Consider the following 25908-nt stretch of genomic DNA (forward strand, 5'->3'; position numbering starts at 1 on the left):
ATACGGTGGAATACTGTTTTTGGAGTCTTTTGTGTCTGCCATTTCTGATCTGAATCCACCCGGTCGCGCCATCGCCATCACTCAGGGCGACTGCGCCGGCATAGGCCCGGAAACCATCGCCAAGGCCTTTCGTGATGCGCCCGAGGTTTTGCGCGGCTGTTTTGCCGTGGGCGAAGTGGCCACCATGCGCCGTGCAAGCGATGCAGTGTTGCGCAATGGAGACAGTTCGCTGCCTGTGGCGGTGATCGCAAACCCGGATGACGCCTGGTCCGTGCCTGCGCGCTGCCTGCCGGTGCTGCCGCTGGCCGGTCTGCCGGGGCCTGCGCCCTGGGGCCAGATTTCGCGCCAGGCCGGCGAGGCCGCGGCGCGCTGCGTGGAGTGGGCGGCCGAAGCGGCCTTGCAAGGGCGCATTGCGGCCCTGGTGACGGCGCCCCTGCACAAGGAGGCGCTGGCGCTGGCCGGGGTGGATTTCCCCGGTCATACCGAACTGCTGCAGGCCGCGGCCGCGCAGCACGCGGGTGTGGCGCTGGCCGACATGCCGGTGCGCATGATGCTGGCCAATGACGAGTTGCGCACGGTGCTGGTGAGCATCCATGTCGCGTTGCGTGATGCGCTGGACGCCGTGACCCAGCCGCAGATTCTCGAGACGCTGCGCATCACCCACGCGGCGCTCACGCGTACGCTGGGCCGCGCGCCGCGCATTGCGGTGGCCGGGCTCAACCCGCATGCGGGCGAGGGCGGGCGTTTTGGCCGGGAAGAAATCGAGACCATCGTGCCCGCGATCGAAGCCGCGCGCGCGCTGGGCATGGACGTGCACGGGCCGTTCGCGCCCGACACGGTGTTCATGCGTGCACGCAACGCGCCGGGTCACCCCGGCGAGTTCGATGTGGTGCTGGCCATGTACCACGACCAAGGGCTGATCCCGGTCAAGTACCTGGGCGTGGAGAAGGGCGTCAACGTGACGCTGGGCCTGCCGCTGGTGCGCACCAGCCCGGACCACGGAACGGCATTCGATATCGCCGGCAAGGGCCTGGCCGACGCGTCCAGCCTGATCGAAGCAGTGCGCATGGCACGCCAGCTTGCGGGCTGAAAAGAAGGCGCGCCCTATGCCACTGGCGCGGCCCAACAAGGGGACACCGAGCAAGGGCCGCCCCGCAGCGATGGTGTCGCCCCCCTCCACCGAAGGATGAGAGGGGGAAGCGGGGGCCGGCCATCCGGCGTCAGCCGCTCAGGGGGTGTTACGAGCCAAGCTATCCCGGATCTCACGCAGCAGCACGATGTCTTCGGGCGTTGCAGGAGCGGGGGCCGGTGGGGCGCTGCGCTTGAGGCGGTTGATCTGTTTGATCATCAGGAAAATGATGAAGGCCAGGATCAGGAAGTTGACCGCCACCGTGATGAAGTTGCCATAGGCCAGGACCGGCACGCCGGCCTTGCGCAGTGCATCCAGCGTCATCGCCGTGCCAGTGGGCACGGAGCCCAGCACCAGGAACAGGTTGGAGAAATCGAGCTTGCCGAACACCAGCCCGACCACCGGCATGATGAGATCGGAAACCACCGAGTCGACGATTTTCCCGAATGCGCCACCAATGATCACGCCCACCGCCAAGTCAATCACGTTTCCCTTGATCGCGAATTCGCGGAATTCTTGCATCATGCCCATGTGCGGTTCTCCTGGAGTTGGTTTGGGCAAACAGTATGGCCCGGCTTGACTTCTGTCAACAGCGGACATCGACAGGAGCGACAGCCTGGAATAACCATACTCACTCCGCTACAATTTGTAGTTGACCCCAAATCAAGCGATGTACATCGAGGATCCCCATGAGTGACACTCCAATCGACTCCAGCAAGCGGACGTGGATCATCACGTCGGCCTGCGCTGGTGCGGTGGGCGGCGTGGCAACAGCCGTACCTTTTGTGAGCAGCTTCCAGCCGTCCGAAAAGGCCAAGGCTGCAGGCGCTCCCGTCGAGGTGGATATTTCCGCCCTCAAGCCTGGTGAGAAAGTCACGGCCGAGTGGCGCGGCAAACCCGTCTGGATCATGAAGCGCACGCCGGAGCAGGTGGCAGAGTTGCCTTCCCTGGACGGCCAGCTCGCCGATCCCCAGTCCCAGCGCAAGCCCGGGGAACTGACGCCGGTCTACGCGCGCAACGAACACCGTTCCATCAAGCCGGAAATTCTGGTGGTCGTGGGCATTTGCACCCACCTGGGCTGCTCGCCAGTCGACAGATTCCAGGCCGGACCGCAGCCTTCGCTGCCAAGCGACTGGCATGGCGGCTTTCTGTGCCCCTGCCATGGCTCGACGTTCGATCTGGCCGGCCGTGTGTTCAAGAACAAGCCCGCGCCGGACAATCTGGAAGTGCCGCCCCACAAGTACCTGTCGGAGACCAAGCTCCTGATCGGTGAAGACAAGGCCTGAGGGAATACGACATGGCTCATGAATTCAAGGACATCTCCCCGAACGCCTCTGCGGGCGCGAAGGTCACGAACTGGTTCGAAAACCGTTTCCCCACGGCGTTCGATGCTTACCGCGTGCACATGTCGGAGTACTACGCTCCGAAAAATTTCAACTTCTGGTACATCTTCGGATCGCTCGCCCTGCTGGTGCTGGTGATCCAGATCGTGACCGGGATTTTCCTCGTGATGCACTACAAGCCCGATGCCGCCAAGGCATTCGAGTCGGTCGAGTACATCATGCGCGACGTCCCCTGGGGCTGGCTGATCCGCTACATCCACTCGACCGGGGCCTCGGCCTTCTTCATCGTGGTGTACCTGCACATGTTCCGCGGTCTGCTCTACGGTTCGTACCGCAAGCCGCGTGAGCTGGTCTGGATCTTCGGTTGCGCCATTTTCCTGGCGCTGATGGCCGAAGCGTTCATGGGCTACCTGCTGCCCTGGGGCCAGATGTCGTACTGGGGCGCCCAGGTGATCGTCAACCTGTTTGCCGCCATTCCCTTCATCGGTCCCGACCTGGCCCTGCTGATCCGCGGCGACTACGTGGTCGGTGACGCCACGCTCAACCGCTTCTTCAGCTTCCACGTGATCGCTGTGCCGCTGGTCCTGCTGGGACTGGTGGTGGCCCACTTGCTGGCGCTGCACGACGTGGGTTCGAACAACCCTGACGGCGTGGAAATCAAGGGTCCTGACGCTCCCAAGGATGAAAAGGGACACCCGCTCGACGGCGTGCCTTTCCACCCCTACTACACCGTGCACGACATCCTGGGTGTGACCGTGTTCCTGTTCCTGTTCTCGGCCGTGGTGTTCTTCGCCCCCGAGTTCGGTGGCTACTTCCTGGAATACAACAACTTCATCCCGGCCGATCCGCTCAAGACTCCGGCGCACATTGCTCCCGTCTGGTATTTCACGCCGTTCTATTCGATGCTGCGTGCGATCACTTCCGAGATGATGTACGTGCTGATCGCCTGCGTGGTGCTGGGTGCGGGCTTTGGCGTGCTCAAGTCCAAGCTGCCATCGGTGATCAAGGGTGCCGTGGTCGTGGTGGCTGCGGTGGCCGTGGCCCTGATGCTGGGTATCGACGCCAAGTTCTGGGGTGTGGTCGTGATGGGCGGCGCGGTGGTGATTCTGTTCGCTCTGCCTTGGCTGGATCACAGCCCGGTCAAGTCGATCCGCTACCGTCCTGACTGGCACAAGTACCTCTACGCCGTGTTCGTGGTGAACTTCGTGGTCCTGGGTTACCTGGGCGTCAAGCCTCCTTCGCCACTGTTCGAGCGCATTTCGCAGGTCGGCACCTTGTTTTACTTCGGCTTCTTCCTGCTGATGCCATGGTGGAGCCGCCTGGGCACGCCCAAGCCAGTGCCTGATCGCGTGACTTTCAAGCCGCACTGAGCTGGAGAAAAATAATGAAGAAACTGATCCTCACGTTGATCGTCGCTCTGGGCTTTGTCACGGGTGCGCAGGCTTCCGAAGGCGGCATGGCCTGGGACAAGGCGCCCGTCAAGACCAACGATCTGGCTTCGCTGCAAAACGGCGCCAAGCTGTTCGTCAACTACTGCCTGAGCTGCCACTCCGCGGCCTTCATGCGCTACAACCGCCTGCAGGACATCGGTCTGACCGAGCAGGAGATCAAGGACAACCTGTTGTTCACGACCGACAAGGTCGGCGACACCATGAAGGCCGCGATCGATCCCAAGCAGGCCAAGGACTGGTTTGGCGGCAATCCTCCTGACCTCACGGTGATTGCACGTTCGCGCGCCGGCGCCGGTGGTTCGGGTGCGGACTACCTCTACACTTTCCTGCGCACGTTCTACGTCGACGACACCAAGGCCACGGGCTGGAACAATCTGGCTTTCCCTAGCGTGGGCATGCCGCACGTGCTGTGGCAGCTCCAGGGCGCGCGCCGCGCGGTATTTGAGGAACTGGACGTTCACGGCCAGAAAACCCAGGTTTTCAAAGGCTGGGAACAGGTCACTCCGGGCCTGATGACGCCTGTGCAGTACGATCAGGCCGTTGGCGACTTGGTGAACTACCTGCAGTGGATGGGTGAGCCCGCACAAAACCGCCGTGTAAACATCGGCGTATGGGTCCTCATCTTCCTCGGAATCTTCATCGCGATTGCCTGGCGTTTGAACGCTGCATTCTGGAAAGACGTCAAGTAACGGACGGTCCATCCCCTGTGGGCGCGCTGACTGCGCCCACAGCCGGATTTGTACAGAGTGGGCGCTTCAGGCGTCCCACTCTTTTTGATTTTTAGGAGCCTTCACCATGATGGTGCTTTATTCGGGAACAACCTGCCCCTTCTCTCACCGCTGCCGCTTTGTGCTGTTTGAAAAGGGCATGGACTTCGAGATCCGTGATGTGGACCTGTACAGCAAGCCCGAAGACATCAATGTGATGAACCCCTACGGCCAGGTACCTATCCTGGTCGAGCGCGACCTGATTCTGTACGAGTCGAACATCATCAATGAATACATTGATGAGCGCTTCCCACATCCCCAGCTGATGCCCGGCGACCCAGTCGACCGTGCCCGCGTGCGCCTGTTCCTGCTGAACTTCGAAAAAGAGCTGTTCGTCCACGTCAACATCCTGGAAGCACGCAACGTCAAGGGCAATGAAAAAGCCATTGAAAAAGCCCGTGCGCACATCCGTGACCGTCTGACGCAGCTGGCTCCCGTGTTCCTGAAGAACAAGTACATGCTGGGCGAGAACTTCTCCATGCTCGACGTGGCGATTGCTCCGCTGCTGTGGCGCCTGGACTACTACGGCATCGAGCTCAGCAAGAACGCCGCGCCTTTGCTCAAGTACGCCGAGCGCATCTTCTCGCGCCCTGCCTACATTGAAGCGCTGACACCTTCCGAAAAGGTGATGCGCAAGTAAGCGCCTGTCTCCAGAGATCCACGCCCATGAATGCAATGGAATCCAGTTCTACCCGTCCGTACATGATTCGTGCCTTGCACGAATGGTGCACGGACAATGGCCTGACGCCGTATCTTGCGGTGCGCGTGGACGGCTCGGTCCAGGTGCCGCAAGAGTTCGTCAAGGACGGCGAAATCGTGCTCAACACCAGCTACGACGCCACCGGCGGCCTGCAGCTGGGCAACGATTTCATCGCGTTCAAGGCCCGCTTTGGCGGCCAGCCGCGTGAAATCATGGTGCCCGTGGGCCGCGTGATGGCGATTTATGCGCGCGAGACGGGTGAAGGCATGGCCTTTCCCATGTCCGAGGAAAAGTCGGGTCGTGATGCCGCGGGCGATACGCCTTTGCCGGCCGCACGTCCTGCCCTGAGCCCCGTGTCGGCAGGGCCCGATGCGCGCATGCAGCTGGTGCCGGCTGATGCGTCAACGGACGAGGGCGATGAGCCCACACCGCGCACGCCAACGCCCGCCGGACCGCGTCCCGCGCTCAAGCGCGTCAAGTAAGCAGTGGGGGGCAAAGCCCCCCATCATTTTTTTGCCTTGGGGCGGCCCTGCGGCAAATAAAAAACCGAGTTTGGTTTTTTGCCCATTTTCTATACGCTAGAATTCGGGCTTCGCCGGTTTAGCTCAGTTGGTAGAGCACCCGCCTTGTAAGCGGTAGGTCGTCAGTTCGATTCCGACAACCGGCACCATATTTCTCACGGAAATATCGCCCAGTCTGTCCTCCAGCATCTGCTGTCTGGAGCCTCAGGTCTGCACTCTCAGGCGAATTTCCGTCACATCCCATCCTTTGACACGCAAGTGCGCCGCAAATGCCGGCAGCAGCTGGCGCAGCTTGGCCGCGGCGGCATTGCTCTTGACCAGCAGACACCAGGTGCTGCCGTCGATGGGCCCCGCCTGCACGACTTTGCGCAAGGTAATGGGCATCAGCGGCTGTATGGCCTGCAGGCGTGCCGAGGAGTCCTGGGTCATGGCGACCAGTTTGGCCAGCGTGGGCGAGGACTGGGCGGCTTGCTGGAAGGTGATGGGGTAGTTGCGTCGGTTCATGGCCTGGGAAAATGGCGGCCTTGGCAGGGGCGTCAAGCCGATTGCAAGAGCGGGTAATGGACAAAAATGCGGCCTGTTCGGCGGTGGGCGCAGGGCTGGCGGTGACCGCACTGCCTGCGCTGCGCGCAAGGATGTCCGTGGAAGGCATGCCCTGCACTGGATGTGGCAGTTAGAATCATTGGATCAGTCTCCGCATTATGGGTTCTCCCTGTAGAAATTCCATGCTGCGGCCCCATCTGAAATACATTCTTCTTAGGGACTCTGGTTACCTTGAATGCCCTGTTGCAGGCAAGGTGAATCTGTTTGCATGGCCACCAATTTCCTCACCAAATTATTCGGCAGCCGCAATGACCGGCTTCTCAAGCAATACCGCAAGACGGTGGTTCGCATCAATGCGATGGAACCCGAACTTGAGAAGCTCAGCGACGAAGCACTGCGTGCCAAGACCCAGGAATTCAAGGAACGGGTGAGTCAGGGGCAAGCCCTGGATGACCTGTTGCCTGAAGCGTTTGCGGTTGTTCGCGAAGGCTCCAAGCGCGTCATGAAGATGCGCCACTTCGACGTGCAGCTGCTGGGCGGCATGGCCCTGCATTACGGCAAGGTCGCTGAAATGCGCACCGGCGAAGGCAAGACACTGACGGCCACGCTGCCGGTGTACCTCAATGCCCTGGCCGGCGAAGGCGTGCACGTCGTGACCGTCAACGACTACCTGGCCAACCGCGATGCGCAATGGATGGCGCGCCTGTACAACTTCCTCGGTCTGACGGTGGGTATCAACCTGCCCAACATGCCGCGCGAAGAAAAGCAGGCTGCCTACCAGGCCGACATCACCTACGGCACGAACAACGAGTACGGCTTCGACTACCTGCGCGACAACATGGTCTACGAGTCGCGCGACCGGGTGCAGCGCCAGCTCAACTACGCCATCGTCGACGAAGTGGACTCGATCCTGATCGACGAAGCGCGCACGCCTTTGATCATCAGCGGCCAGGCCGACGACAACACCGCCATGTACCTGGCGATGAACACCATCGTCCCCATGCTCAAGCGCCAGGAAGGCGAAGCCGACCCGCGCACGGGCGAAGGCGTCAAGGTGCCTGGCGATTTCACGCTGGACGAAAAGACCCAGCAAGTGTTCCTGACCGAGCAAGGCCACGAGACGGCCGAGCGCGTGCTGGCCCATGCCGGCCTGATCGCCGAAGGTGCTTCGCTGTACGACCCGGCGAACATCACGCTGATGCACCACCTGTACGCAGCCCTGCGTGCCAATCACCTGTACCACCGCGACCAGCACTATGTGGTGCAAAACGGTGAAATCGTGATCGTTGACGAGTTCACCGGCCGACTGATGTCGGGCCGCCGCTGGAGCGACGGCCTGCACCAGGCCGTGGAAGCCAAGGAAGGCGTGGCCATCCAGGCCGAGAACCAGACGCTGGCCTCGATCACGTTCCAGAATTATTTCCGCCTGTATCGCAAGCTGGGCGGCATGACCGGCACGGCCGATACCGAAGCCTACGAATTCCAGGAAATCTACGGCCTCGAAACCGTGGTGATCCCGCCCAACCGCCAGAGCCGTCGCGAAGACCAGCTCGACCGCGTCTACAAGACCACGGCCGAGAAGTACGCGGCCGCGATCAAGGACATCCGCGAATGCTACGAGCGCGGCCAGCCTGTGCTGGTCGGCACGACCTCGATCGAGAACTCGGAAATCATCGACGGACTGCTCAACGAAGCCAAGCTGCCCCACCAGGTGCTCAACGCCAAGCAGCACGCCCGTGAGGCCGACATCGTCGCCCAGGCCGGCCGTTTGAACATGATCACCATCGCCACCAACATGGCGGGCCGCGGCACCGACATCGTGCTGGGCGGCAATGTGGAAAAGCTCGTCGCCGAAGTCGAAGCCGACACCACGCTGAGCGACGCCGAGCGCGCGCAGCGCATCGCCGAGCTGCGCGAACAGTGGAAGATCGAGCACGAGAAGGTCGCGGCCCTGGGCGGTCTGCGCATCATCGCCACCGAGCGCCATGAATCGCGCCGAATCGACAACCAGCTGCGCGGCCGCTCGGGCCGTCAGGGTGACCCCGGTTCTTCGCGCTTTTACCTGAGCCTGGACGACGCCCTGCTGCGCATTTTTGCCGGCGACCGGGTCAAGTCCATCATGGAACGCCTGAAGATGCCCGATGGCGAAGCCATCGAAGCCGGCATCGTCACACGCTCCATCGAGTCGGCGCAGCGCAAGGTCGAGGCGCGCAACTTCGACGTGCGCAAGCAATTGCTGGAGTACGACGACGTTGCCAACGATCAGCGCAAGGTGATCTACCAGCAGCGCAACGAGATCCTGGACGCAGCCGACCTGAGCGAGCTCATCGCCGTGATGCGCGAGGAAACCGTGACCGACATGGTGCGCCTGCACGTGCCCGCAGATTCGATGGAAGAGCAGTGGGACCTCCCGGCGCTGGAAAAGCAGCTGGCCGACGAGTGGAATCTCCAGGTGTCCCTGGTGCAGGATGTGGAGTCGACCGAAGCCGTCACCGACGAGGAAATCCTCGAAAAGGTGCTCAAGGCAGCGCAGGACGCGTTCGACGCCAAGGTGCAGCTGATCGGCAAGGAGAACTTCACCCAGTTCCAGCGCGCCGTGCTGCTGCAGAGCTTTGACTCGAACTGGCGCGATCACCTCGCCGCGCTCGACTACCTGCGCCAAGGCATCCATTTGCGCGGCTACGCGCAAAAGCAGCCCAAGCAGGAATACAAGCGCGAAGCTTTCGAACTGTTCCGTCAGTTGATCGACCACGTGAAGAACGAAGTCACACGCGTGCTGATGACGGTGCAGGTGCAGTCCAACGAGCAGTTGGACCAGGCCACGGAAGTGCTGGGCCAGCGCGCCGAGCACATCTCCAACGTGACCTATACCTCGCCGAACGAAGACGGCAGCCAGGCCACGGTGCGTGCCGACGAGGTGGCCGCCGCTACTGCTGCCGCCGGCATGGGCCGTGTGGGCCGCAACGACCCTTGCCCTTGCGGCAGCGGTCTGAAGTACAAACAATGCCACGGCAAGCTCGCTTGAGCGAGTGATGGCTGTTTGGGTGTGATGCAGAGCACGGGCTACGGCCCGTGTTTGCATTTTGCCGCTGGGCAGCCCCAAGGCAAAAAGCGCCCCCTTGGGGGCAGCTGCTACGCGAAGCGAGCGAGCGTGGGGGCTTTTTTTTCAGCGGAAGATCTTTCCGCATAATTTGTCTGATTTCCTTTTCACGAAAGACATTCGCATGCCTGTGAATCTCTCTGCCCCTGTTGCCGCCGAGCTGCTTGCCATCGACGGTGTCCGTATTGGCGTCGCCGAAGCCGGCGTGCGCAAGGCCAATCGCAAGGACTTGACGGTCTTCTTGCTCGATGAAGGCGCGGCCGTGGCCGGCGTGTTCACGCAAAACCGTTTCTGCGCGGCCCCCGTGCAGGTCAGCCGCGAGCACCTGGCCCAGGGTACGGGCGTGCGCGCCATGGTGATCAACACCGGCAATGCCAACGCCGGCACGGGCGCCCAGGGCCTGGCCGATGCACGCGCCACCAGCGCCGCGCTGGCGGGCCTGCTGGGCGTGGCTGCGCACCAGGTGCTGCCGTTCTCCACTGGCGTGATCATGGAGTCGCTGCCGGTCGACCGCATCGTCGCCGGCCTGCCTGCAGCGCTGGCCGATGCCCAGCCCGCCCATTGGGCGCGTGCGGCCGAAGGCATCATGACCACCGACACCCTGCCCAAGGCCTTCAGCCGCCAGGTGCAGATCGGTGGCGTCACAGTTTCGATTACCGGCATCAGCAAGGGCGCGGGCATGATCCGCCCGAACATGGCGACCATGCTGGGCTTTCTGGCCACAGATGCCTGCATCGCACCCGAGCTGCTGCAGCCGCTGGTGACCGCGCTGGCCGAAAGCTCGTTCAACCGCGTGACCATCGACGGCGACACGTCGACCAATGACTCCTTCGTGCTGGTCGCCACCAACCGTGCCAAGCATGCGCAGATCACGCAGCTGTCCAGCGCCGAAGGCCAGGCCTTGCAGGCCGCCCTGCTGGAAGTGTCGCAAAAGCTGGCCCAGGCCATCGTGCGCGACGGCGAAGGCGCGACCAAGTTCATCACCGTGCGCGTCGAAGGCGGCAAGACCGGCGAAGAATGCCGTCAGGTGGCCTATTCCATCGCCCATTCGCCGCTGGTCAAGACCGCGTTCTACGCCAGCGACCCAAACCTGGGCCGCATTCTCGCGGCGGTGGGCTATGCGGGCATTGCCGACCTCGACCAGACCGGCATCGATCTGTACCTCGACGATGTGCATGTGGCCATCAAGGGCGGGCGCAACCCGGCCTACCGCGAGGAAGACGGCAAGCGCGTGATGCAGCAGCAGGAAATCACCGTGCGCGTGCTGCTGGGCCGTGGCGATGCGGTCGACACCGTCTGGACCTGCGATTTCAGCCATGACTACGTGACGATCAACGCCGATTATCGGTCTTGAGAAACACCCCCTGAGCCGCTTACGCGGCTTCCCCCTCTCTCGCTTCGCGGGAGGGGGACGACACCATCGCTGCGGGGCGGCCCTTGCTCGGTGTCCCTGGGCTGGGGCGCGCCAGTTTCAGAGATTGCGCGCGGCGCGCGCCGTAGATCACCGAGCAGCCGCCCTGCGGGGCGCATCGATATAACGACCGACCGAGACACGAGAGTTTTGCCATGACCTTGCCCACGGATTCCAACCCCCTTGAACGCCTGGTGGCGCGTGCCGAGCAGCTGATGCAGCGCATCGAAGCTGTCCTGCCCCAGCCGCTGCAGTCCCCGCAGGACTGGAATGAGGCCATTGCCTGGCGCTACCGCAAGCGGGCCAATGGCTGCGGCGCTCTGGAGCCGGTGCGGCATATCGGCGCCATGGGACTGTCGGATCTGCAGAACATCGATGGTCAAAAGGAAAAAATCGCGCGCAACACCGAGCAGTTCGTGCAGGGCCGCACGGCCAACAACGTGCTGCTCACGGGCGCGCGCGGCACGGGCAAGTCCTCGCTGATTCGCGCCTGCCTGCACGCCTATGCGGGGCAGGGCCTGCGCCTGGTCGAAGTCGACAAGCAGGACTTGACCGACCTGCCCGACATCGTGGACGTGGTCGCGGGCCGGCCCGAGAAGTTCATCATCTACTGCGATGACCTGAGCTTTGAAGAAGGCGAGCCGGGCTACAAGGCCATGAAGTCGATTCTCGACGGCTCGGTGTCGGCCGCGAGCCCCAACGTGCTGGTCTATGCCACCAGCAACCGCCGCCACCTGCTGCCCGAGTACATGACCGACAACCTCGCGACGCAGCGCGGTGACGACGGCGAGATCCATCCCGGCGAAGTGGTGGAAGAGAAGATTTCCCTGTCCGAGCGTTTCGGCCTGTGGGTGAGCTTTTACCCGTTCAGCCAGGACGAATACCTGCGCGTCGTCGCGCAGTGGCTGTCGGCCCTGGGTGTGGATGACGCGGCCATCGCGGCGGCGCGTCCGGAAGCCCTGGTCTGGGCGCTGGAGCGCGGTTCGCGCAGCGGCCGCGTGGCCCACCAGTTTGCGCGTGACTACGCAGGCCGCGATACCCACGCAGCGGCTGGCGTCGGCATTGCCGATGTGAACGATTTGAGTGAAGAGGCCGAGCTGTGACCGAGAACACGCGCAAACACACCGAAGTCGCCGTGGGCGTGCTGATCCGCAGCGATGATGCGTTGCTGCTGACCTCGCGCCCCGAAGGCAAGCCCTGCGCGGGCTTCTGGGAGTTTCCTGGCGGCAAGCTCGAGGCCGGCGAGAGCGTGGAGCAGGCGCTGCGTCGGGAGCTGATCGAGGAGCTGGGCATCACCATTGGCGCGGCCGAAGTCTGGAAAGTCACCGAGCACGACTACCCCCACGCGCTGGTGCGCCTGCACTGGTGCAAGGTGCGCGCATGGGACGGCGAGTTCGAAATGCGCGAAGGCCAGTCCATGGCCTGGCAGCAGCTGCCGCTTGCCGTCAAGCCGGTGCTGCCCGGCGCGCTGCCGGTGCTGGAATGGCTGTCGCAGGAGCGCGGCTTGGCGTTCGACCCGGACTATTACACCCAGCAACTGCCCGCAGACGCCTGAGGCGCTGCGTCAGGGCTTCAGTCCTGCTCGCGCGGGTCGCCGTAAGGTGCGCCTTCGGGCGGCACGGGCGAAGGCACGCGGAATTCTTCATTGGCCCAGGCGCCCAGGTCGATCTGGCGGCAGCGTTCGCTGCAAAACGGGCGCCAGCGGTTTTCCGGGCTGAAGACACTGCGGCCGCCGCAGCTGGGGCAGCGCACGATGGGCGCGGCCGGCTTAGGCGCTGCCGGAGAAGGGGGGGGAGTATTCGTCATGGCAGTAAAAGGTCAACGGTGACTGGGCGGGCTGTGGCCTGCCTGCAGGCCGCAGCGCTCAAGCGCAGAGCGTGATTTCGAAGGCTGCGTCGTCCTGGCAAGGCTGCAGCTTGCCGTTCGCATCCGCACGCATCAGACGCACCGACAGCAGTAGCCGGTTGCCGCTGATTTCCGGCACCAGGTCCAGGGCGGGGTCTATGCGCAGGCGCAGCAATTGGAAGGTGCGCCCCGTGGGCAGATTCTGCTGGAACTGACCGTGCTCGGCCGCAACGCGCTGGGGCACGCCCGTGTCGCGCAGCATTTGCATCAGCACGAACAGGGCGTCGGCCAGCGGTGACAGCGACGCGGTCCAGCCTTCAAGCGCCAACTGGCGGTCGCGACTGTCCTTGTGCTGCCAGGCGTGGTAGGCGGGCAGGTCAAAACCACAGGTGCCGCCAGGAATGCTGATGCGGCTGCGAATGGCCATCAGCCAGTCGTTTTCCGTCAGGTTCTGGCCGGTTTTTCCGGTCTGGGCATTGAGCGCGGCAAAGCACTGGTCCAGCCGGCCCACGATCTGGTCGAGCAGTTCGGTGGAGATCGAGGGGTTGCTGCGGTAGCTGTCGAGCAGGGCTTTCTGCTTTTCCAGGTCCTTGAGCACATCCGACTTGAGGTCGACCCGGGCCGCCACATCCATGATCTCGAAGATCGTGACCAGCGCGAAATGGTGGTCGCTGGGATGCGTTCGCCCAATCAGTTCGCCGAGGCGGCGAAAAAGGTGTTCGAGCCTGAGATAGGTTCTCAGACGTTCGTTGAAAGGGTATTCGTAGAGGATCACGCTGGCAGGGCTCCTAGGGGCGTACAGGGACGAACTGTCGCCCGGGCCCACACCGCAGTGTGTCTGCAGGCCAAGCCGTGTCCCATCATAGCCCGAACAATGCGGCGATCTGGGCCGCTTGCGCGCGCAAAAGGCCCAGATCTTGTGCGTCATTGTAAATAATCATGTCCGCGGCTGCTCTGCGGGCACTGCGCGAGGCCTGGGCGGCGATGATGCGGGCGATGGCGTCAGGCGGCAACTTGTTGCGCAGGGTGACGCGGGCGAGCTGTGTGGCCTCGCTGCAATCGACCACCAGCACCCGGTCGAGCTGGCGATTCCAGCGGTTCGACTCCACAAGCAACGGGATGTCGAGCACGATCAGCGGTGCTCCCGCCTGCTCGGCTTGCAGCACCCGCTGGGCCGTGGCCTGGCCCACCAGCGGGTGAACGATGGCTTCGAGCCGCTGGCGCGCCAAAGCGTCGCCAAACGCCAGGGCGCGCATGCGCTCGCGGTGCAGGCCGCCGCTGTCGTCTATCAATTCGCTGCCAAAGACCTGGGCAATCTGCGCCATGGCCGTGCCGCCCGCCGCGGTGACGCTGCGCGCGATCTGGTCGGCATCGATGTGGGTGGCGCCGTGCGCGGCGAGCATGGCCGCCACGGTGCTTTTGCCGCTGCCTATGCCGCCGGTGACGCCCAGGCGCGGGATGCGCCAGTGGCTGGGGGAGGGCGTTTGCAATGTGCTCATCACAGTCCCAACAGGCGAAGAAAGCGTTCCAGCATCTGCTGGGGGCCGAACAGCATGGCCGCCAGGCCGGCGCCGGCCAGGAACGGTCCGAAGGGAATGTAGCCGCCTTCGCGCAGTTGCTTGCGGAATTTCATGGCCAGGCCGACGATGGCGCCGATCACCGAAGCGGCGAGGATCATGGGCACCAGGGCCGGCCAGCCGAACCAGGCGCCCAGGGCGGCGAACAGCTTGAAATCGCCATAGCCCATGCCTTCCTTGCCGGTGGCCCATTTGAAGCCCCAGTAGACCAGCCACAGCGACAGATAGCCTGCGGCAGCGCCCCAGACGGCGTCGGTCAGCGGGGTGTTCGTCCAGCCCAGCGCAGCGGCCAGCAGTCCGGCCCACAGCAGGGGCAGGGTGATGTCGTCCGGCAACAAGGTGGTGTCCCAGTCGATCATGGCCAGCGCCACCAGGGCGGCGCTGAAGCCGCACCAGGCCAGGCCGGTGGGCGTGGGGCCCCACTGACCCAGGCAGAAGGCAAACAGGGCGGCGGTGGCGATCTCGACCAGCGGATAGCGGACGCTGATGCCCGCGTGACAGGCCGAGCACTTGCCGCGCAGCGCCAGATAGCTCAGCACTGGAATGTTTTCCCACCAGCGGATCGCATGCCCGCAATGGGGGCAGCGCGAGCGCGGCGTGCTCAGGCTGATGCGTTGCACCTCAGGTGCAGGCGATACCGGCGCCTGGCCTGCCGTCTGCGCCTGTTCCTGGGCGTAGTGCGCGCATTCATCGGCCCACTGCTGCTCCATGATCTTGGGCAGCCGGTGGATCACCACATTCAAGAAACTGCCGATCAGCAAACCGAAAACGGCGCCCATGGCCGCATGTTCCCAAGCCAACTGCATCAGACCACCTGACCCAGCTGGAAGATGGGCAGGTACATGGAAACCACGATTCCGCCGATGACGACACCCAGGACGACGATGATGATGGGCTCCATCAGGCTCGACAGGCCGGCGACCATTTCATCGACTTCGGCTTCATAGAAATCGGCCGCCTTGGCCAGCATGTGATCGATGGAGCCGGACTCCTCGCCGATGGCGCACATCTGCAGCACCATCGAGGGAAATACGTTGGCATTCGACATGGCCGTGGTCAGGCTGGTGCCGGTGGAGACTTCCTGCTGAATTTTCTCTGTGGCTTGGCTGTAGACCGCATTGCCCGCGGCGCCACCGACCGAGTCCAGGGCTTCGACCAGCGGCACGCCGGCAGCGAACATGGTCGACAGCGTGCGCGTCCAGCGGGCCACGCAGGATTTTTCGACCAGCACGCCAAAAATCGGCAGGCGCAGCAACAGCCGGTCCATGGTCATCTGTATGCGCGGGCTGCGGCGCCAGGCCTGCAGGAAGAAGTAGATTCCGCCGCCTATCACGCCAAAAATCAGCCACCACCAGGCGACGAAGATTTCGCTGATGGCCATCACGATCAGCGTGGGGGCCGGCAGGTCGGCGCCGAAGGAGCTGAACACCTCCTTGAACGCCGGAATCACGAAAATCATGATCACGGCAATCACCACGAAGGTCACGACGATCACGGCGCTGGGGTACATCAGTGCCGACTTGATCTTGCTCTTGATGGCCTCGGTCTTCTCCATGTAGGTCGCGAGGCGGTCGAGCAGCGTTTCCAGGATACCCGCGGCTTCGCCCGCTTCGATCAGGTTGCAGTACAGGCTGTTGAAGTACATCGGGTGCTTGCGAAACGCCGCACTCAGCGAGGTGCCGACTTCCACATCCGAGCGGATGTCGTTGAGCAGCCGGGTCACGCTGGTGTTGGTGTTGCCGCGGCCGACGATGTCAAAGGACTGCAGCAAGGGCACGCCGGCCTTCATCATGGTGGCCAGCTGGCGGGTGAACAAGGCGATGTCCTTGGGCTTGATCTTCTTGCCCGAGCGCGTGCGGCGCTTCTTGATCCGGGTGGGGAAAATACCCTGCCGGCGCAGTGTCGCCTGGACCTGGTTTTCTCCGCCGGCACGGGTTTCGCCGCGCACGATCTTGCCGTGCCGGTCCTTGCCTTCCCATTCGAAGACAAAATCCTGGATGCCGGATGCTACTGTCGCCATGCGATGTTCTCTCTCGTGTGGTGTGCGGTCTTATTCGTTGGTCACGGCCAGGACCTCTTCGAGCGAGGTCAGGCCTTGCCGGGCCTTGTGCAGGCCTGACTCGCGCAGCGAACGCACGCCTTCGAGCTTGGCCTGGGCCGCGATGTCCAGAGCGCTGCCGTCGCGCAAGATGATGCGCTGGATTTCTTCCGAAATAGGCATCACCTGGTAAATACCGACCCGGCCTTTGTAGCCGTTGTTGCAGGCTTTGCAGCCTACGGGCTTGTAGGTCACCCAGCTGCCGTCGATGTCGTGTGCGTCGTAGCCGGCATCGACCAGGGCCTGATCCGGAATGTCGGCCGGCTGCTTGCACTGCGGGCACAGGCGGCGGGCCAGGCGCTGGGCCGTGATCAGGATCACGCTGGAGGCGATGTTGAACGGCGCAATGCCCATGTTGCGCATGCGCGTGAGCGTGGTCGGAGCGTCGTTGGTGTGCAGCGTGGACAGCACCAGGTGGCCGGTCTGGGCGGCCTTGATGGAAATGTCGGCCGTCTCCAGATCGCGGATTTCACCGACCATGATGATGTCGGGATCCTGGCGCAGAAAGGCTTTGAGCGCGGTGGCGAAGGTCAGCCCGGCTTTTTCGTTGACGTTGACCTGGTTGACGCCTGGCAGGTTGATTTCCGACGGGTCTTCCGCGGTCGCGATGTTGACGCCTGGCTTGTTCAGCAGGTTCAGGCAGGTGTAGAGCGAGACGGTCTTGCCCGAGCCCGTGGGGCCGGTGACCAAGATCATGCCGTAGGGGCGCTTGATGGCATGCATCAGGCGCTCTTTTTCCTCGGGCTCGTAGCCCAGGGCCTCGATGCCCAGCTTGGCGCTGTCGGGGTCCAGGATACGGATCACGATCTTTTCGCCAAATAGGGTGGGCAGGGTGCTGACGCGAAAGTCGATCACCCGGTTGGGGCCGACCTTGAGCTTCATGCGACCATCCTGCGGCACCCGCTTTTCGGAAATGTCCAGGCGTGAGATGACCTTGATGCGCGAGGCGAGCTTTTCCTTGATGGCGACGGGCGGCGAAGCGATTTCGCGCAATTCGCCGTCGATGCGAAAGCGCACCCGGTACTGGTGCTCGTAGGGCTCGAAATGCAGGTCGGACGCGCGCATGTTGAACGCGTCGAGCAGCATCTTGTGCAGGAATTTGACGACGGGCGCATCTTCGATGTCGGACGCGGCGGCGTTGTCGCCGGATTCCTCGGGGTCGTCGGCCTTGATGTCGTCAAAGTTGAAGTCGCTGGACGCCGTATAGGCTTGCATCGATTCGGCCGCGGTCTTGTGCGTCGCATCGATGAATTGCACCAGCTTGTCGTACTCGGCAATGATCCAGTCAATCCCCATCTGGGACGTGAACTTGATCTTTTCGGCTGCTTCCTGGTCCGTGGGGTCGGCGGCGGCAATCGTCAGGCGATTGTTGCGTTTGCTCAGCACCACCACGCGGTAGGTCAGGCACAGCTTGGGGGGCAGCAGCCCCTGGGGCAGGGCGGTGGGGTCTACCGCGTCCAGGTCCAGCAGGGGCGCGCCGAAAACGGAGGCCAGCGTATGGGCCAGCTCGGCGGACGACACCGTGCCCGAGCCGATCAACTCGGAAATGAAGCTGGTGCGCGCGGACAGTGATTTCTGGTGCAGCGCTTCGGCCACCTGGGTGGTGATCTTGCCGGCAGAAATGAGCGCACGTCCCAAACCGGGAAGCGCCATGCTGGATGAGGACGAAGTGACGGAGTCAGCAGCAGACATGAAGCAGGCGATTGGAGGCGAAGTGAAGTCGCCCTATCATCCCTCATTCGCGGCAGACTGCATAGCTGCGCGGCAAATTTTGCAAGATCTTGTATCAAGGCGCCCCGGGGCCGCGGATGCGCATTCACGGGCGGCGCCGCGCCAGCAGCGCCGCCCGTGGCTGGGCGCGGGCCCTTGACGCTGCAAGTCACATGCCACAATGCCTCAAGCCAAGACTGTACTTCTGGACTGGACCATGACGCCTGCTGTTTCGCCGGATGCCTTTGCGCCGCTGGCCGTGGAAAGCAGCACGCCGCTGTACCGTCAGTTGTACGCGCGTGTGCGGGCCTCGATCGCGGCCGGTGACCTTGCGCCGGGGGACCGCGTGCCTTCGGCGCGCGCGCTGGCCAAGGAGCTGGGCGTGGCGCGCGGCACCATAGAGCTGGCCTACGAGCTGTTGACGTCCGAAGGCTATCTGCTGGCGCGCGGCCAGGCGGGCACGGTCATCCATCCGGCGTTGCGAGCGGCCGAGGCGGCGGCGCCGGCGGCGGTCGCGCCACCCGAGACGCCTGCGGCCTCGACGCAGGATGCGCTGTGGCGGCCCGCGCAACTGCTGCCTTTCCAACTGGGCGTGCCGGCGATGGATGCGTTTCCGCGCAAGCTCTGGGCGCGGCTGGGCGCGCGCTACCTGCGCGGCATGCAGGCCGCGGACCTCGACTATCCACCGCCCCATGGCCTGCCCGCGTTGCGCAGCGCGATCGCCTCGTATCTGCAGGTGGCGCGCGGCATCGATTGCGGCGCGCACCAGGTGTTCATCACCACGGGCTACCGCGCGAGCCTGCAACTGGCTGCGCTGACGGTGATGCAGGCCGGCGATCGCGCCTGGGTCGAAGATCCCGGTTACCCGCCCACACGGCAGCTGCTGCGCGAGTCGGGCCTGCTGCCGGTGCCGGTGCCGGTCGACGCGCAAGGCCTGATGGTGGAGCGCGGCCTGGCGCTCGCGCCCGACGCGAAAGTGGTGACGGTCACGCCCGCGCACCAAAGTCCCTTGTCGATGTCGCTTTCCTTGCCGCGCCGGCATGCGCTGCTGGAGTGGGCCGCGGCGCAAGGCGCGTGGGTGGTCGAGGACGATTACGACGGCGAGTACCGCTACGCCAGCCGGCCGCTGCCGGCCCTCGCGAGCCTGGACCGCCATGGCCGCGTGCTGTACGCGGGGACCTTCAGCAAGGTGCTGTTTCCCGGCATCCGACTGGCTTATCTGGTCGTGCCGCAGGCCCAGGTCGCGGCGTTCGAGCGCGTGGGGCGCATCTTCTTCGCCGCCGCGACGCCGGCCATCACCCAGGCCATCGTCGCGGACTTCATGGCCGAAGGACATTTCTCGCGCCACATCCAGCGCATGCGCAAGCTCTATGCCGAGCGCCGCGCGGCTGCCATCGTCGCGCTCGAGCGCGGCCTCGAAGGCCGGCTGCGCACCGAGCCCCAGCCCGGCGGCATGCATCTGGTGCTGCGCCTGCCCGGCGAGCGCAGCGACCAGCCCCTGGCCGAGAAGCTGCTGGCCCACGGCATGGCCGTGCAGCCCATGTCGGGCTGGTGGGCTTCGGAGCGCCGGGATTCGGCCTTGCTGATGAGCTTCACCAACAGCACCGCCGCGCAGGCCGAGCGCCTGGGAATACTGATAAGGCAGTCGCTCTAGATCAGGCCAGGCCGGCCTTGTCGAGGCCGTAGATCTTGTCGGCCGAGCCCGGCACGGCGCGGAAGGCGACGCTCAGGCGGTTCCAGCCGTTGATGGCGACGATCAGGAAGGACAGGTCGGCGAGCTCCTCGTCCGACAGCTCGGCGCGCACGCTGTCGAAGATCGCGTCCGATACGCCATGCGCGCCCAGGTGGGTCAAGGCCTCGGTCCATTCGAGGATGGCACGCTCCTTCGCGCTGAACAGGGGCGACTCGCGCCATACCGTCACATGGTGCAGGCGCAGTTCGCGCTCGCCGTGGATACGGGCTTCCTTGACATGCATGTCCACGCAGAATGCGCAGCCGTTGAGCTGCGAAGCGCGCAGTGTCACCAGATGTCCGTATTGCGCGAGAAATGGCTTCTTGTGCAGCAGGTTGTTGAACTCCACGTACTTCTGGGCAGCGTCGGGAGAAAGCTTGTAGTAGTCGAGGCGTTGGCTCATGGTCCGTTCCAGTCAAGAGTGAAAATTGCAGATTTCATGCACCGGGAGCGGCCAGCAAAGTGCCTGGAGGCGCTGTCCCGGTGACTCGGTTGACGCCATTGTGGTGCGGCAATGGACTGGTCCGTGAGGGCCATGAATGGTGTTTTGGTCTAGGCCATATCGCCTGCGCAGCGTCAGCGAACGTAGGTCAGGGGCAAGGCCGTGGTGTATTTGAGTTCCTCCATCGCAAAGCTCGAGGACACGTCCAGCAGCTGGGTGCCCGCAATCAGGCGCTTGTAGACCTTGTCGTAGGCCGCGATGTCGGGCACGACCACGCGCAGCAGGTAATCGACATCGCCGCTCATGCGGTAGAGCTCGACCACTTCGGAGATGGCCGCGACCGTGGCGTGGAACTGGTCGAACCATTCCTGGCTGTGGGTGCTGGTGCGCACGGCGACGAACACCGTGACGCTGACGTTGGCGTGGTTGCGGTCCAGCAGCGCGACATTGCGCGTGATCACGCCGCCCTCCTTGAGGCGCTGGATGCGCCGCCAGCACGAGGTCTGCGACAGGCCCAATTCGGCGGCCAGATCCGCGACCGGGGCATCGGCGTTTTGCTGGAGTTTTTCCAGCAGCTTGCAGTCAATGGAATCTATTTTCACTTTTAATGTTGGAAGTGGAATTTCATAGCGTAATGATGCGAAATCAAGCTGTATTTTGCAAGACCTGTACGGAGCCGCTGGTGGAAAATTTTCTCCATGGAAATCTATCTCGACGCGAACGCCACCACGGCTGTCTTTCCCCCGGCCCAGCAGGCCGCGCTGGCCGTCATGGCCCAGGGCTTCGGCAATCCCAGCAGCATTCACGGCAGCGGCCTCAAGGCGCGCGCCGTGGTCGACCGGGTGCGCGCCAGCGCGCGGCGCGTGCTCGATGCGCCGACCGGGCAGCTGTTCTTCACCAGCGGCGCGACCGAAGGCATTCAGACCAGCGTGCTGTCGGCGCTGTGCGAGTTGCGCCGCCGACGCGACGCTGGCGAGCCCACGGCCCAGGCGCTGCTCTATGGCGCGACCGAACACAAGGCCGTGCCGCAGGCGCTGCACCATTGGAATGTGCTGCTGGGATTGAACTTGCCAGTGCTGGCAATCCCCGTGGACCGCTCGGGGCGCCATGACCTGGACTGGCTGCGCGCGCACGCGCCAACCGCCGGGCTGGTCTGCACCATGGCCGCGAACAACGAGACCGGCGTCATCAGCGACCTCGACGGCATTGCCGACATCCTGCGTGCGAGTCCGGCGCTGTGGCTGGTCGACGGCGTGCAGGCGCTGGGCAAGCTGGCGCTGAAGCTGGTCGAGCGGCGCATCGATTACGCGCCGTTTTCCGGCCACAAGTTCTATGCGCCCAAGGGAATCGGCCTGCTCTATGTGCGCGCGGGCGCGCCTTTCACGCCGTTGCTGACGGGCGGCGGGCAGGAGGGCGGGCTGCGTGGCGGCACGGAGAACATCGCGGGCATTGCCGCGCTGGGCGCGGTGCTGCAGGCCTGGGAAGCCGCAGATGTATTCCAGACGCCCGCGGCACTGGCCGCGCACCGTGGCCAACTGGCTGCGGCCTTGCACGCGGCGTTTCCCGGCCTGGTGTTCAACGCCCCTGACGCGTTGAGCCTGCCGACGACCTTGAACTTCGCGGTGCGCGGCGTGACTTCCCGGCTGTTGCTGGACCTGTTCGATGCCGCCGATCTGCGCGTCAGCGGCGGCTCGGCCTGCAGCGCCGCCAAGGCCGAGCCCAGCTATGTGCTGCAGGCCATGGGCCTGGAGGAATGGCAGACCCAGGCCGCGGTGCGCCTGTCGTTTGGCGCCCTGGACAGCCCGGAGTTCATTGCCGCGGCCTGCGCGCGCCTGCAGCGTTGCGGCGAGGTGCTGCGCGCTCGCGGCCTGAGCGGCGCGGCGCCGCTGGATGCGTCGGCGGCGTTTGCCAGCTTGGCTCTGGCCGACGACCTGGCGGACAGTATGGACGTGGTGCTGGACCAGCCGGCCGCGCTGGCCTTGCTGCAGGCCCAGGCGGGCGGCCTGTGGGTCGATGTGCGCGAAGCCTATGAGAGCGAGGTCCAGGAGCGACGTGGCCTGCTCGCGAATGCGCAGGCAGTGCCGCTGTCGGACTTGCTCTCGGCCGTGCCGCAGTGGCTGGCGCTGGCGTCCCAGGTGCCGGTGGTGTTCTATTGCCGCAGCGGCAACCGCAGCGCCCAGGCCGCGCGCACGCTGCGCCGTCTGGGCCATGCGTCCGCCTGGAGCCTGGCCGGCGGTTTGGCGATGTGGAGCGAGCCGTCGCTCGAAAGTGCAGACGACTGCCTGGCTGCCGCGCGCTGATTTCCGCAAGCCCAACGCAAAAAGCCCAAGTGATTGCATCACTTGGGCTTTTTGCATGGATTCCTGGTCGGGGTGAGAGGATTCGAACCTCCGGCCTCTACGTCCCGAACGTAGCGCTCTACCAGGCTAAGCTACACCCCGATTCCTGCCCTTTTGGGGCCGTCAACCCGCAAGGGTTTCAGGTGCGGCGATCCAAAAGTTGGGCGGCCAATTGTAGCAAGTTTGCCGTGTGCTCATTGTCAGGAAGCTGGCTCAGCGCATCGATGGCGCGACGCGCTTCGGCGTGGGCTGCGTCGCGGGCAACGTCCAGCGCGCCGGTGGCCTGGACGATGCCGACCACGGTGGCGAGCTGCTCGGTCGAGCCCTGCTCGATGGCCTGGCGCACGATGGCGGCCTGCGCGGGCGCGGCGCGCTGCATGGCGGCGATCAGGGGCAGGGTGCACTTGCCTTCGCGCAGGTCGTCGCCGATGTTCTTGCCCATTTCGGCGGTGTCGCCGGTGTAGTCGAGCACATCGTCAATGATCTGGAAGGCCGTTCCCAGGGCCTGGCCGTAAGTGGCACAGGCGGCTTCGACGCTTGCATCGCTGCCGGCCAGCACGGCGCCGAGCTGGGCGCTGGCTTCAAACAGCTTGGCTGTCTTGGAGCGGATCACATGCAGGTAGCCCTCTTCATCCAGCGAAGCGTCGTGCATGTTCATCAATTGCTGGACTTCGCCTTCGGCAATGATGTTGGTGGCATCCGACAGGATTTGCAGCACGCGCGTGCTGCCGGCCTCGACCATCATCTGGAAAGAGCGGGTGTGCAGGAAGTCGCCCACCAGCACGCTGGCGGGGTTACCGAAGGCTTCGTTGGCCGTGGCACGGCCGCGGCGCATGGTGGATTCGTCGACCACATCGTCGTGCAGCAAGGTGGCGGTGTGGATCAGTTCCACCACGGCCGCCAGGTTGAAGCGTTGGCGTCCCTGGTAGCCCAGGGCGCTGCACACCATCAGCAGCAGCGCGGGGCGCAAGCGCTTTCCGCCAGCCGCAATGATGTACTGGGAAATCTGGGAAATCAACGGAACACTGCTGTGCAGGCGGTGGGCAATGACGCTGTCCACCTCGCGCATGTCGTCGACGATCAGGGAAAGAGGATTGGTGGGGGTGATAGCTGTTGTCAAGATGGTGGCCGCCATGTGAGCCTTGGATTATAGGAAGGGTCGGCCGCTGTGGGGGACTGGTGACTTTGACCACGGCAAGTGGTGCGCGCATGCTCATGGTCAGCGCGAAAGATTCTGCCATGGTACAATCGCCGGCTCTGTGGAAATTCGTCCGCAGAACTCTCAATTAAAGAGGTCAACATGTACGCGGTCATAAAAACCGGCGGCAAGCAGTATCGCGTTGCTTCCGGCGAAAAAATCAAAGTAGAACAGATTGCTGCGGACGTAGGCCAGGAAATTGTGATCGACCAAGTTTTGGCAGTCGGCAACGGCGCTGAACTCAAGGTCGGTACACCCCTGGTGTCCGGCGCAACTGTGAAGGCAACTGTAGTTGCTCACGGTAAACACGACAAAGTGCACATCTTCAAGATGCGCCGTCGTAAGCACTATCAGAAGCGTCAGGGTCACCGTCAACAGTTCACCGAACTGCAGATCGTGGCAATCGTTGCTTAATAGGAGCTGAGTCATGGCACAGAAAAAAGGCGGCGGCTCTACGCGAAACGGGCGCGATTCCAAGCCCAAGATGCTCGGCGTGAAGGCTTTCGGCGGTGAGTTGATCACAGCTGGTTCCATCATTGTTCGCCAGCGCGGCACCAAGTTCCATCCCGGCGAAAACGTCGGCGTGGGCAAGGACCACACGCTGTTTGCCTTGGTCGAGGGCCACGTGTCCTTCTCCACCAAGGGCGCACTGTCCAAGCACATGGTCAATGTGACGCCTGCATAAGGTTTGTCACTTCGACTCGCAGCGAAGCCCCGACCTGTCGGGGCTTCGCTGTTTGAGGGTTTGCCCCCTCAGTTTTTTTGAGGGGTATTACCCCTCGGTTTTAATGAGTGCCCCGTTCGCGGGGCTTCATGCTTTTGCGCAGGGCGGCTAACGCGGCACGCTGCACAAAAGCGCACTGTTTTGTAAACTGGATGCCTCATGAAGTTCGTCGATGAAGCTTATATTGACATTGCTGCCGGTGATGGCGGCAATGGCTGCGTCTCGTTTAGGCACGAGAAGTACAAGGAATTCGGCGGCCCCAATGGGGGGGACGGTGGCCGTGGCGGTCACGTCTTCGCGGTAGCGGATTCCAATCTCAACACCCTGGTCGATTTTCGTTACGCCCGCCGGCATGAAGCCAAGCGCGGCGAGCACGGCATGGGTTCGGACATGTTCGGCGCTGCCGGCCCCGACATCACTTTGCGCGTGCCCGTGGGCACCATCTTCTCGGACCAGGAAACTGGCGAAGTGCTGTATGAACTGCTGACGCCGGGCGAAGTGGTCACCATCGCCAAGGGCGGTGATGGCGGCTTTGGCAATATGCGCTTCAAGAGCGCGATCAACCGTGCACCGCGCCAGAAGACTCCGGGCTGGCCCGGCGAGCGCAAGAGCCTCAAGCTCGAGCTCAAGGTGCTGGCCGACGTGGGTCTGCTGGGCATGCCCAACGCAGGCAAGTCGACGCTGATTGCCGCGGTCTCGAATGCCCGCCCCAAGATCGCCGACTATCCTTTCACCACGCTGCACCCCAATCTGGGTGTGGTGCGGGTCGCCCCTGAGCAAAGCTTCGTGATTGCCGACATTCCCGGCCTGATCGAAGGTGCGTCCGAAGGCGCGGGCCTGGGCCATTTGTTCCTGCGCCATTTGCAACGCACGCGTTTGCTGCTGCATGTGGTCGACATGGCTCCGTTTGACGACGCGGTGGATCCCGTGGCACAGGCCAAGGCCATCGTGGGCGAGCTCAAGAAGTACGACATGGCGTTGTACAACAAGCCGCGCTGGCTGGTGCTCAACAAGCTGGACATGGTGCCTTTGGACGAGCGCGAAGCGCGCGTCAAGGACTTCGTCAAGCGCTTCAAGTGGAAGGGTCCGGTGTTCGAGATCTCCGCGCTGACGCGTGAAGGCTGCGAGCCCCTGATCAAGACCATCTTCCAGCACGTGCAATCCCAGCAACGCGCGGAAAACACGCCCGAGGAAATCGATCCGCGCTTTGTCGGCGATGTACCAGCGGAAGTCGATCCACGCGACCCGCGCTTTGCGGGCGACGAGGCCCAGTGAGAG

At 63.7% G+C, this 25908-nt stretch carries 26 protein-coding genes and 2 tRNA genes; 16 read left to right on the top strand and 12 right to left on the bottom strand.

The annotated features are described in order from the left end of the window. Positions 1-40 precede the first annotated feature (40 nt). Positions 41-1090 carry a 4-hydroxythreonine-4-phosphate dehydrogenase PdxA gene (gene pdxA, locus N0K08_RS22165; protein WP_261502719.1) on the top strand — a complete coding sequence of 350 codons (1050 nt, stop codon included), beginning with the start codon at positions 41-43 and terminating at the stop codon, positions 1088-1090. A 138-nt stretch (positions 1091-1228) separates the two neighbouring features. Here the strand turns inward: pdxA and mscL are convergent, their stop codons facing one another. Next, positions 1229-1660: a large conductance mechanosensitive channel protein MscL gene (gene mscL / locus N0K08_RS22170; protein WP_261502601.1), complete on the bottom strand. Its 432-nt coding sequence runs from the start codon at positions 1658-1660 to the stop codon at positions 1229-1231. 158 nt (positions 1661-1818) lie between these two features. Between mscL and petA the strand changes: the two genes are divergently transcribed. The 6 genes from petA to N0K08_RS22200 all read left to right on the top strand — a co-directional run bounded on the left by petA (position 1819) and on the right by N0K08_RS22200 (position 6060). Then, positions 1819-2415 carry a ubiquinol-cytochrome c reductase iron-sulfur subunit gene (gene petA, locus N0K08_RS22175; RefSeq protein WP_261502602.1) on the top strand — a complete coding sequence of 199 codons (597 nt, stop codon included), beginning with the start codon at positions 1819-1821 and terminating at the stop codon, positions 2413-2415. Positions 2416-2426: 11 nt separating this feature from the next. Further along, positions 2427-3842 (top strand): cytochrome b, encoded by a 1416-nt coding sequence (locus tag N0K08_RS22180; RefSeq protein ID WP_261502603.1) that lies wholly within the window; start codon positions 2427-2429, stop codon positions 3840-3842. A gap of 14 nt (positions 3843-3856) precedes the next feature. Further along, entirely contained in the window at positions 3857-4612 is a 756-nt protein-coding gene (locus N0K08_RS22185) for a cytochrome c1 (protein WP_261502604.1), read from the top strand. A 106-nt stretch (positions 4613-4718) separates the two neighbouring features. Then, positions 4719-5330, top strand: coding sequence for a glutathione S-transferase N-terminal domain-containing protein (locus N0K08_RS22190; RefSeq protein WP_175505044.1), 612 nt, complete (start codon positions 4719-4721; stop codon positions 5328-5330). A gap of 26 nt (positions 5331-5356) precedes the next feature. Then, on the top strand, positions 5357-5872 hold the full coding sequence (locus N0K08_RS22195) for a ClpXP protease specificity-enhancing factor (protein WP_261502605.1): 516 nt from the start codon (positions 5357-5359) through the stop codon (positions 5870-5872). 112 nt (positions 5873-5984) lie between these two features. Further along, positions 5985-6060: transfer RNA gene (locus tag N0K08_RS22200), tRNA-Thr, on the top strand. Between the two features lie 55 nt (positions 6061-6115). Here the strand turns inward: N0K08_RS22200 and N0K08_RS22205 are convergent. Further along, positions 6116-6415, bottom strand: coding sequence for a hypothetical protein (locus N0K08_RS22205; protein WP_261502606.1), 300 nt, complete (start codon positions 6413-6415; stop codon positions 6116-6118). 307 nt (positions 6416-6722) lie between these two features. Between N0K08_RS22205 and secA the strand changes: the two genes are divergently transcribed. The 4 genes from secA to N0K08_RS22225 all read left to right on the top strand — a co-directional run bounded on the left by secA (position 6723) and on the right by N0K08_RS22225 (position 12520). Next, on the top strand, positions 6723-9479 hold the full coding sequence (gene secA, locus N0K08_RS22210) for a preprotein translocase subunit SecA (RefSeq protein ID WP_261502607.1): 2757 nt from the start codon (positions 6723-6725) through the stop codon (positions 9477-9479). A gap of 199 nt (positions 9480-9678) precedes the next feature. Continuing rightward, on the top strand, positions 9679-10908 hold the full coding sequence (argJ, locus tag N0K08_RS22215) for a bifunctional glutamate N-acetyltransferase/amino-acid acetyltransferase ArgJ (RefSeq protein ID WP_261502608.1): 1230 nt from the start codon (positions 9679-9681) through the stop codon (positions 10906-10908). Between the two features lie 212 nt (positions 10909-11120). After that, positions 11121-12068, top strand: coding sequence for an ATP-binding protein (locus tag N0K08_RS22220; RefSeq protein ID WP_261502609.1), 948 nt, complete (start codon positions 11121-11123; stop codon positions 12066-12068). Next, positions 12065-12520 carry an NUDIX domain-containing protein gene (locus N0K08_RS22225; RefSeq protein WP_261502610.1) on the top strand — a complete coding sequence of 152 codons (456 nt, stop codon included), beginning with the start codon at positions 12065-12067 and terminating at the stop codon, positions 12518-12520. Before N0K08_RS22220 ends, N0K08_RS22225 begins: the two co-directional genes overlap by 4 nt. 17 nt (positions 12521-12537) lie before the next feature. Here N0K08_RS22225 and N0K08_RS22230 read toward each other — a convergent pair whose 3' ends face one another. The 6 genes from N0K08_RS22230 to pilB form a co-directional block, all read right to left on the bottom strand. Continuing rightward, a complete protein-coding gene (locus N0K08_RS22230) occupies positions 12538-12771 on the bottom strand; it encodes a DNA gyrase inhibitor YacG (RefSeq protein WP_261502611.1) in 234 nt (77 codons plus the stop codon). 58 nt (positions 12772-12829) lie between these two features. Next, positions 12830-13585 carry a cell division protein ZapD gene (gene zapD / locus N0K08_RS22235; RefSeq protein ID WP_261502612.1) on the bottom strand — a complete coding sequence of 252 codons (756 nt, stop codon included), beginning with the start codon at positions 13583-13585 and terminating at the stop codon, positions 12830-12832. A gap of 85 nt (positions 13586-13670) precedes the next feature. After that, entirely contained in the window at positions 13671-14309 is a 639-nt protein-coding gene (gene coaE / locus N0K08_RS22240; RefSeq protein WP_261502613.1) for a dephospho-CoA kinase, read from the bottom strand. After that, positions 14309-15193 (bottom strand): prepilin peptidase, encoded by an 885-nt coding sequence (locus N0K08_RS22245; RefSeq protein WP_261502614.1) that lies wholly within the window; start codon positions 15191-15193, stop codon positions 14309-14311. The genes coaE and N0K08_RS22245 overlap by 1 nt, the downstream gene beginning before the upstream one ends. Further along, a complete protein-coding gene (locus tag N0K08_RS22250) occupies positions 15193-16407 on the bottom strand; it encodes a type II secretion system F family protein (RefSeq protein WP_261502615.1) in 1215 nt (404 codons plus the stop codon). The genes N0K08_RS22245 and N0K08_RS22250 overlap by 1 nt, the downstream gene beginning before the upstream one ends. A gap of 30 nt (positions 16408-16437) precedes the next feature. After that, positions 16438-18177 carry a type IV-A pilus assembly ATPase PilB gene (gene pilB, locus N0K08_RS22255; RefSeq protein WP_261502616.1) on the bottom strand — a complete coding sequence of 580 codons (1740 nt, stop codon included), beginning with the start codon at positions 18175-18177 and terminating at the stop codon, positions 16438-16440. Positions 18178-18412: 235 nt separating this feature from the next. Between pilB and pdxR the strand changes: the two genes are divergently transcribed. Continuing rightward, positions 18413-19849 carry a MocR-like pyridoxine biosynthesis transcription factor PdxR gene (gene pdxR / locus N0K08_RS22260; RefSeq protein WP_261502618.1) on the top strand — a complete coding sequence of 479 codons (1437 nt, stop codon included), beginning with the start codon at positions 18413-18415 and terminating at the stop codon, positions 19847-19849. A gap of 1 nt (position 19850) precedes the next feature. Here pdxR and N0K08_RS22265 read toward each other — a convergent pair whose 3' ends face one another. After that, positions 19851-20330: a carboxymuconolactone decarboxylase family protein gene (locus N0K08_RS22265; RefSeq protein WP_261502619.1), complete on the bottom strand. Its 480-nt coding sequence runs from the start codon at positions 20328-20330 to the stop codon at positions 19851-19853. Between the two features lie 173 nt (positions 20331-20503). Continuing rightward, positions 20504-20965, bottom strand: coding sequence for an Lrp/AsnC family transcriptional regulator (locus N0K08_RS22270; RefSeq protein WP_261502720.1), 462 nt, complete (start codon positions 20963-20965; stop codon positions 20504-20506). Between the two features lie 102 nt (positions 20966-21067). Between N0K08_RS22270 and N0K08_RS22275 the strand changes: the two genes are divergently transcribed. Beyond that, positions 21068-22669 (top strand): aminotransferase class V-fold PLP-dependent enzyme, encoded by a 1602-nt coding sequence (locus tag N0K08_RS22275; protein WP_261502620.1) that lies wholly within the window; start codon positions 21068-21070, stop codon positions 22667-22669. 64 nt (positions 22670-22733) lie between these two features. On the opposite strand, the gene N0K08_RS22280 is transcribed toward N0K08_RS22275, so the two are convergent. After that, positions 22734-22810, bottom strand: a tRNA-Pro gene (locus tag N0K08_RS22280). 37 nt (positions 22811-22847) lie between these two features. Continuing rightward, positions 22848-23777: a polyprenyl synthetase family protein gene (locus tag N0K08_RS22285; protein WP_315968025.1), complete on the bottom strand. Its 930-nt coding sequence runs from the start codon at positions 23775-23777 to the stop codon at positions 22848-22850. 231 nt (positions 23778-24008) lie between these two features. Between N0K08_RS22285 and rplU the strand changes: the two genes are divergently transcribed. The 3 genes from rplU to cgtA all read left to right on the top strand — a co-directional run bounded on the left by rplU (position 24009) and on the right by cgtA (position 25905). Continuing rightward, positions 24009-24320, top strand: coding sequence for a 50S ribosomal protein L21 (gene rplU / locus N0K08_RS22290; protein ID WP_159910763.1), 312 nt, complete (start codon positions 24009-24011; stop codon positions 24318-24320). Between the two features lie 13 nt (positions 24321-24333). Further along, positions 24334-24591 carry a 50S ribosomal protein L27 gene (gene rpmA / locus N0K08_RS22295; protein WP_184274515.1) on the top strand — a complete coding sequence of 86 codons (258 nt, stop codon included), beginning with the start codon at positions 24334-24336 and terminating at the stop codon, positions 24589-24591. Between the two features lie 198 nt (positions 24592-24789). Continuing rightward, positions 24790-25905, top strand: a complete 1116-nt coding sequence (cgtA, locus tag N0K08_RS22300) for an Obg family GTPase CgtA (RefSeq protein ID WP_261502622.1) — start codon at positions 24790-24792, stop codon at positions 25903-25905. Positions 25906-25908: the final 3 nt, after the last annotated feature.

Source organism: Acidovorax bellezanensis, from assembly GCF_025421555.1.
GTDB classification, from domain to species: domain Bacteria; phylum Pseudomonadota; class Gammaproteobacteria; order Burkholderiales; family Burkholderiaceae_C; genus Comamonas; species Comamonas bellezanensis.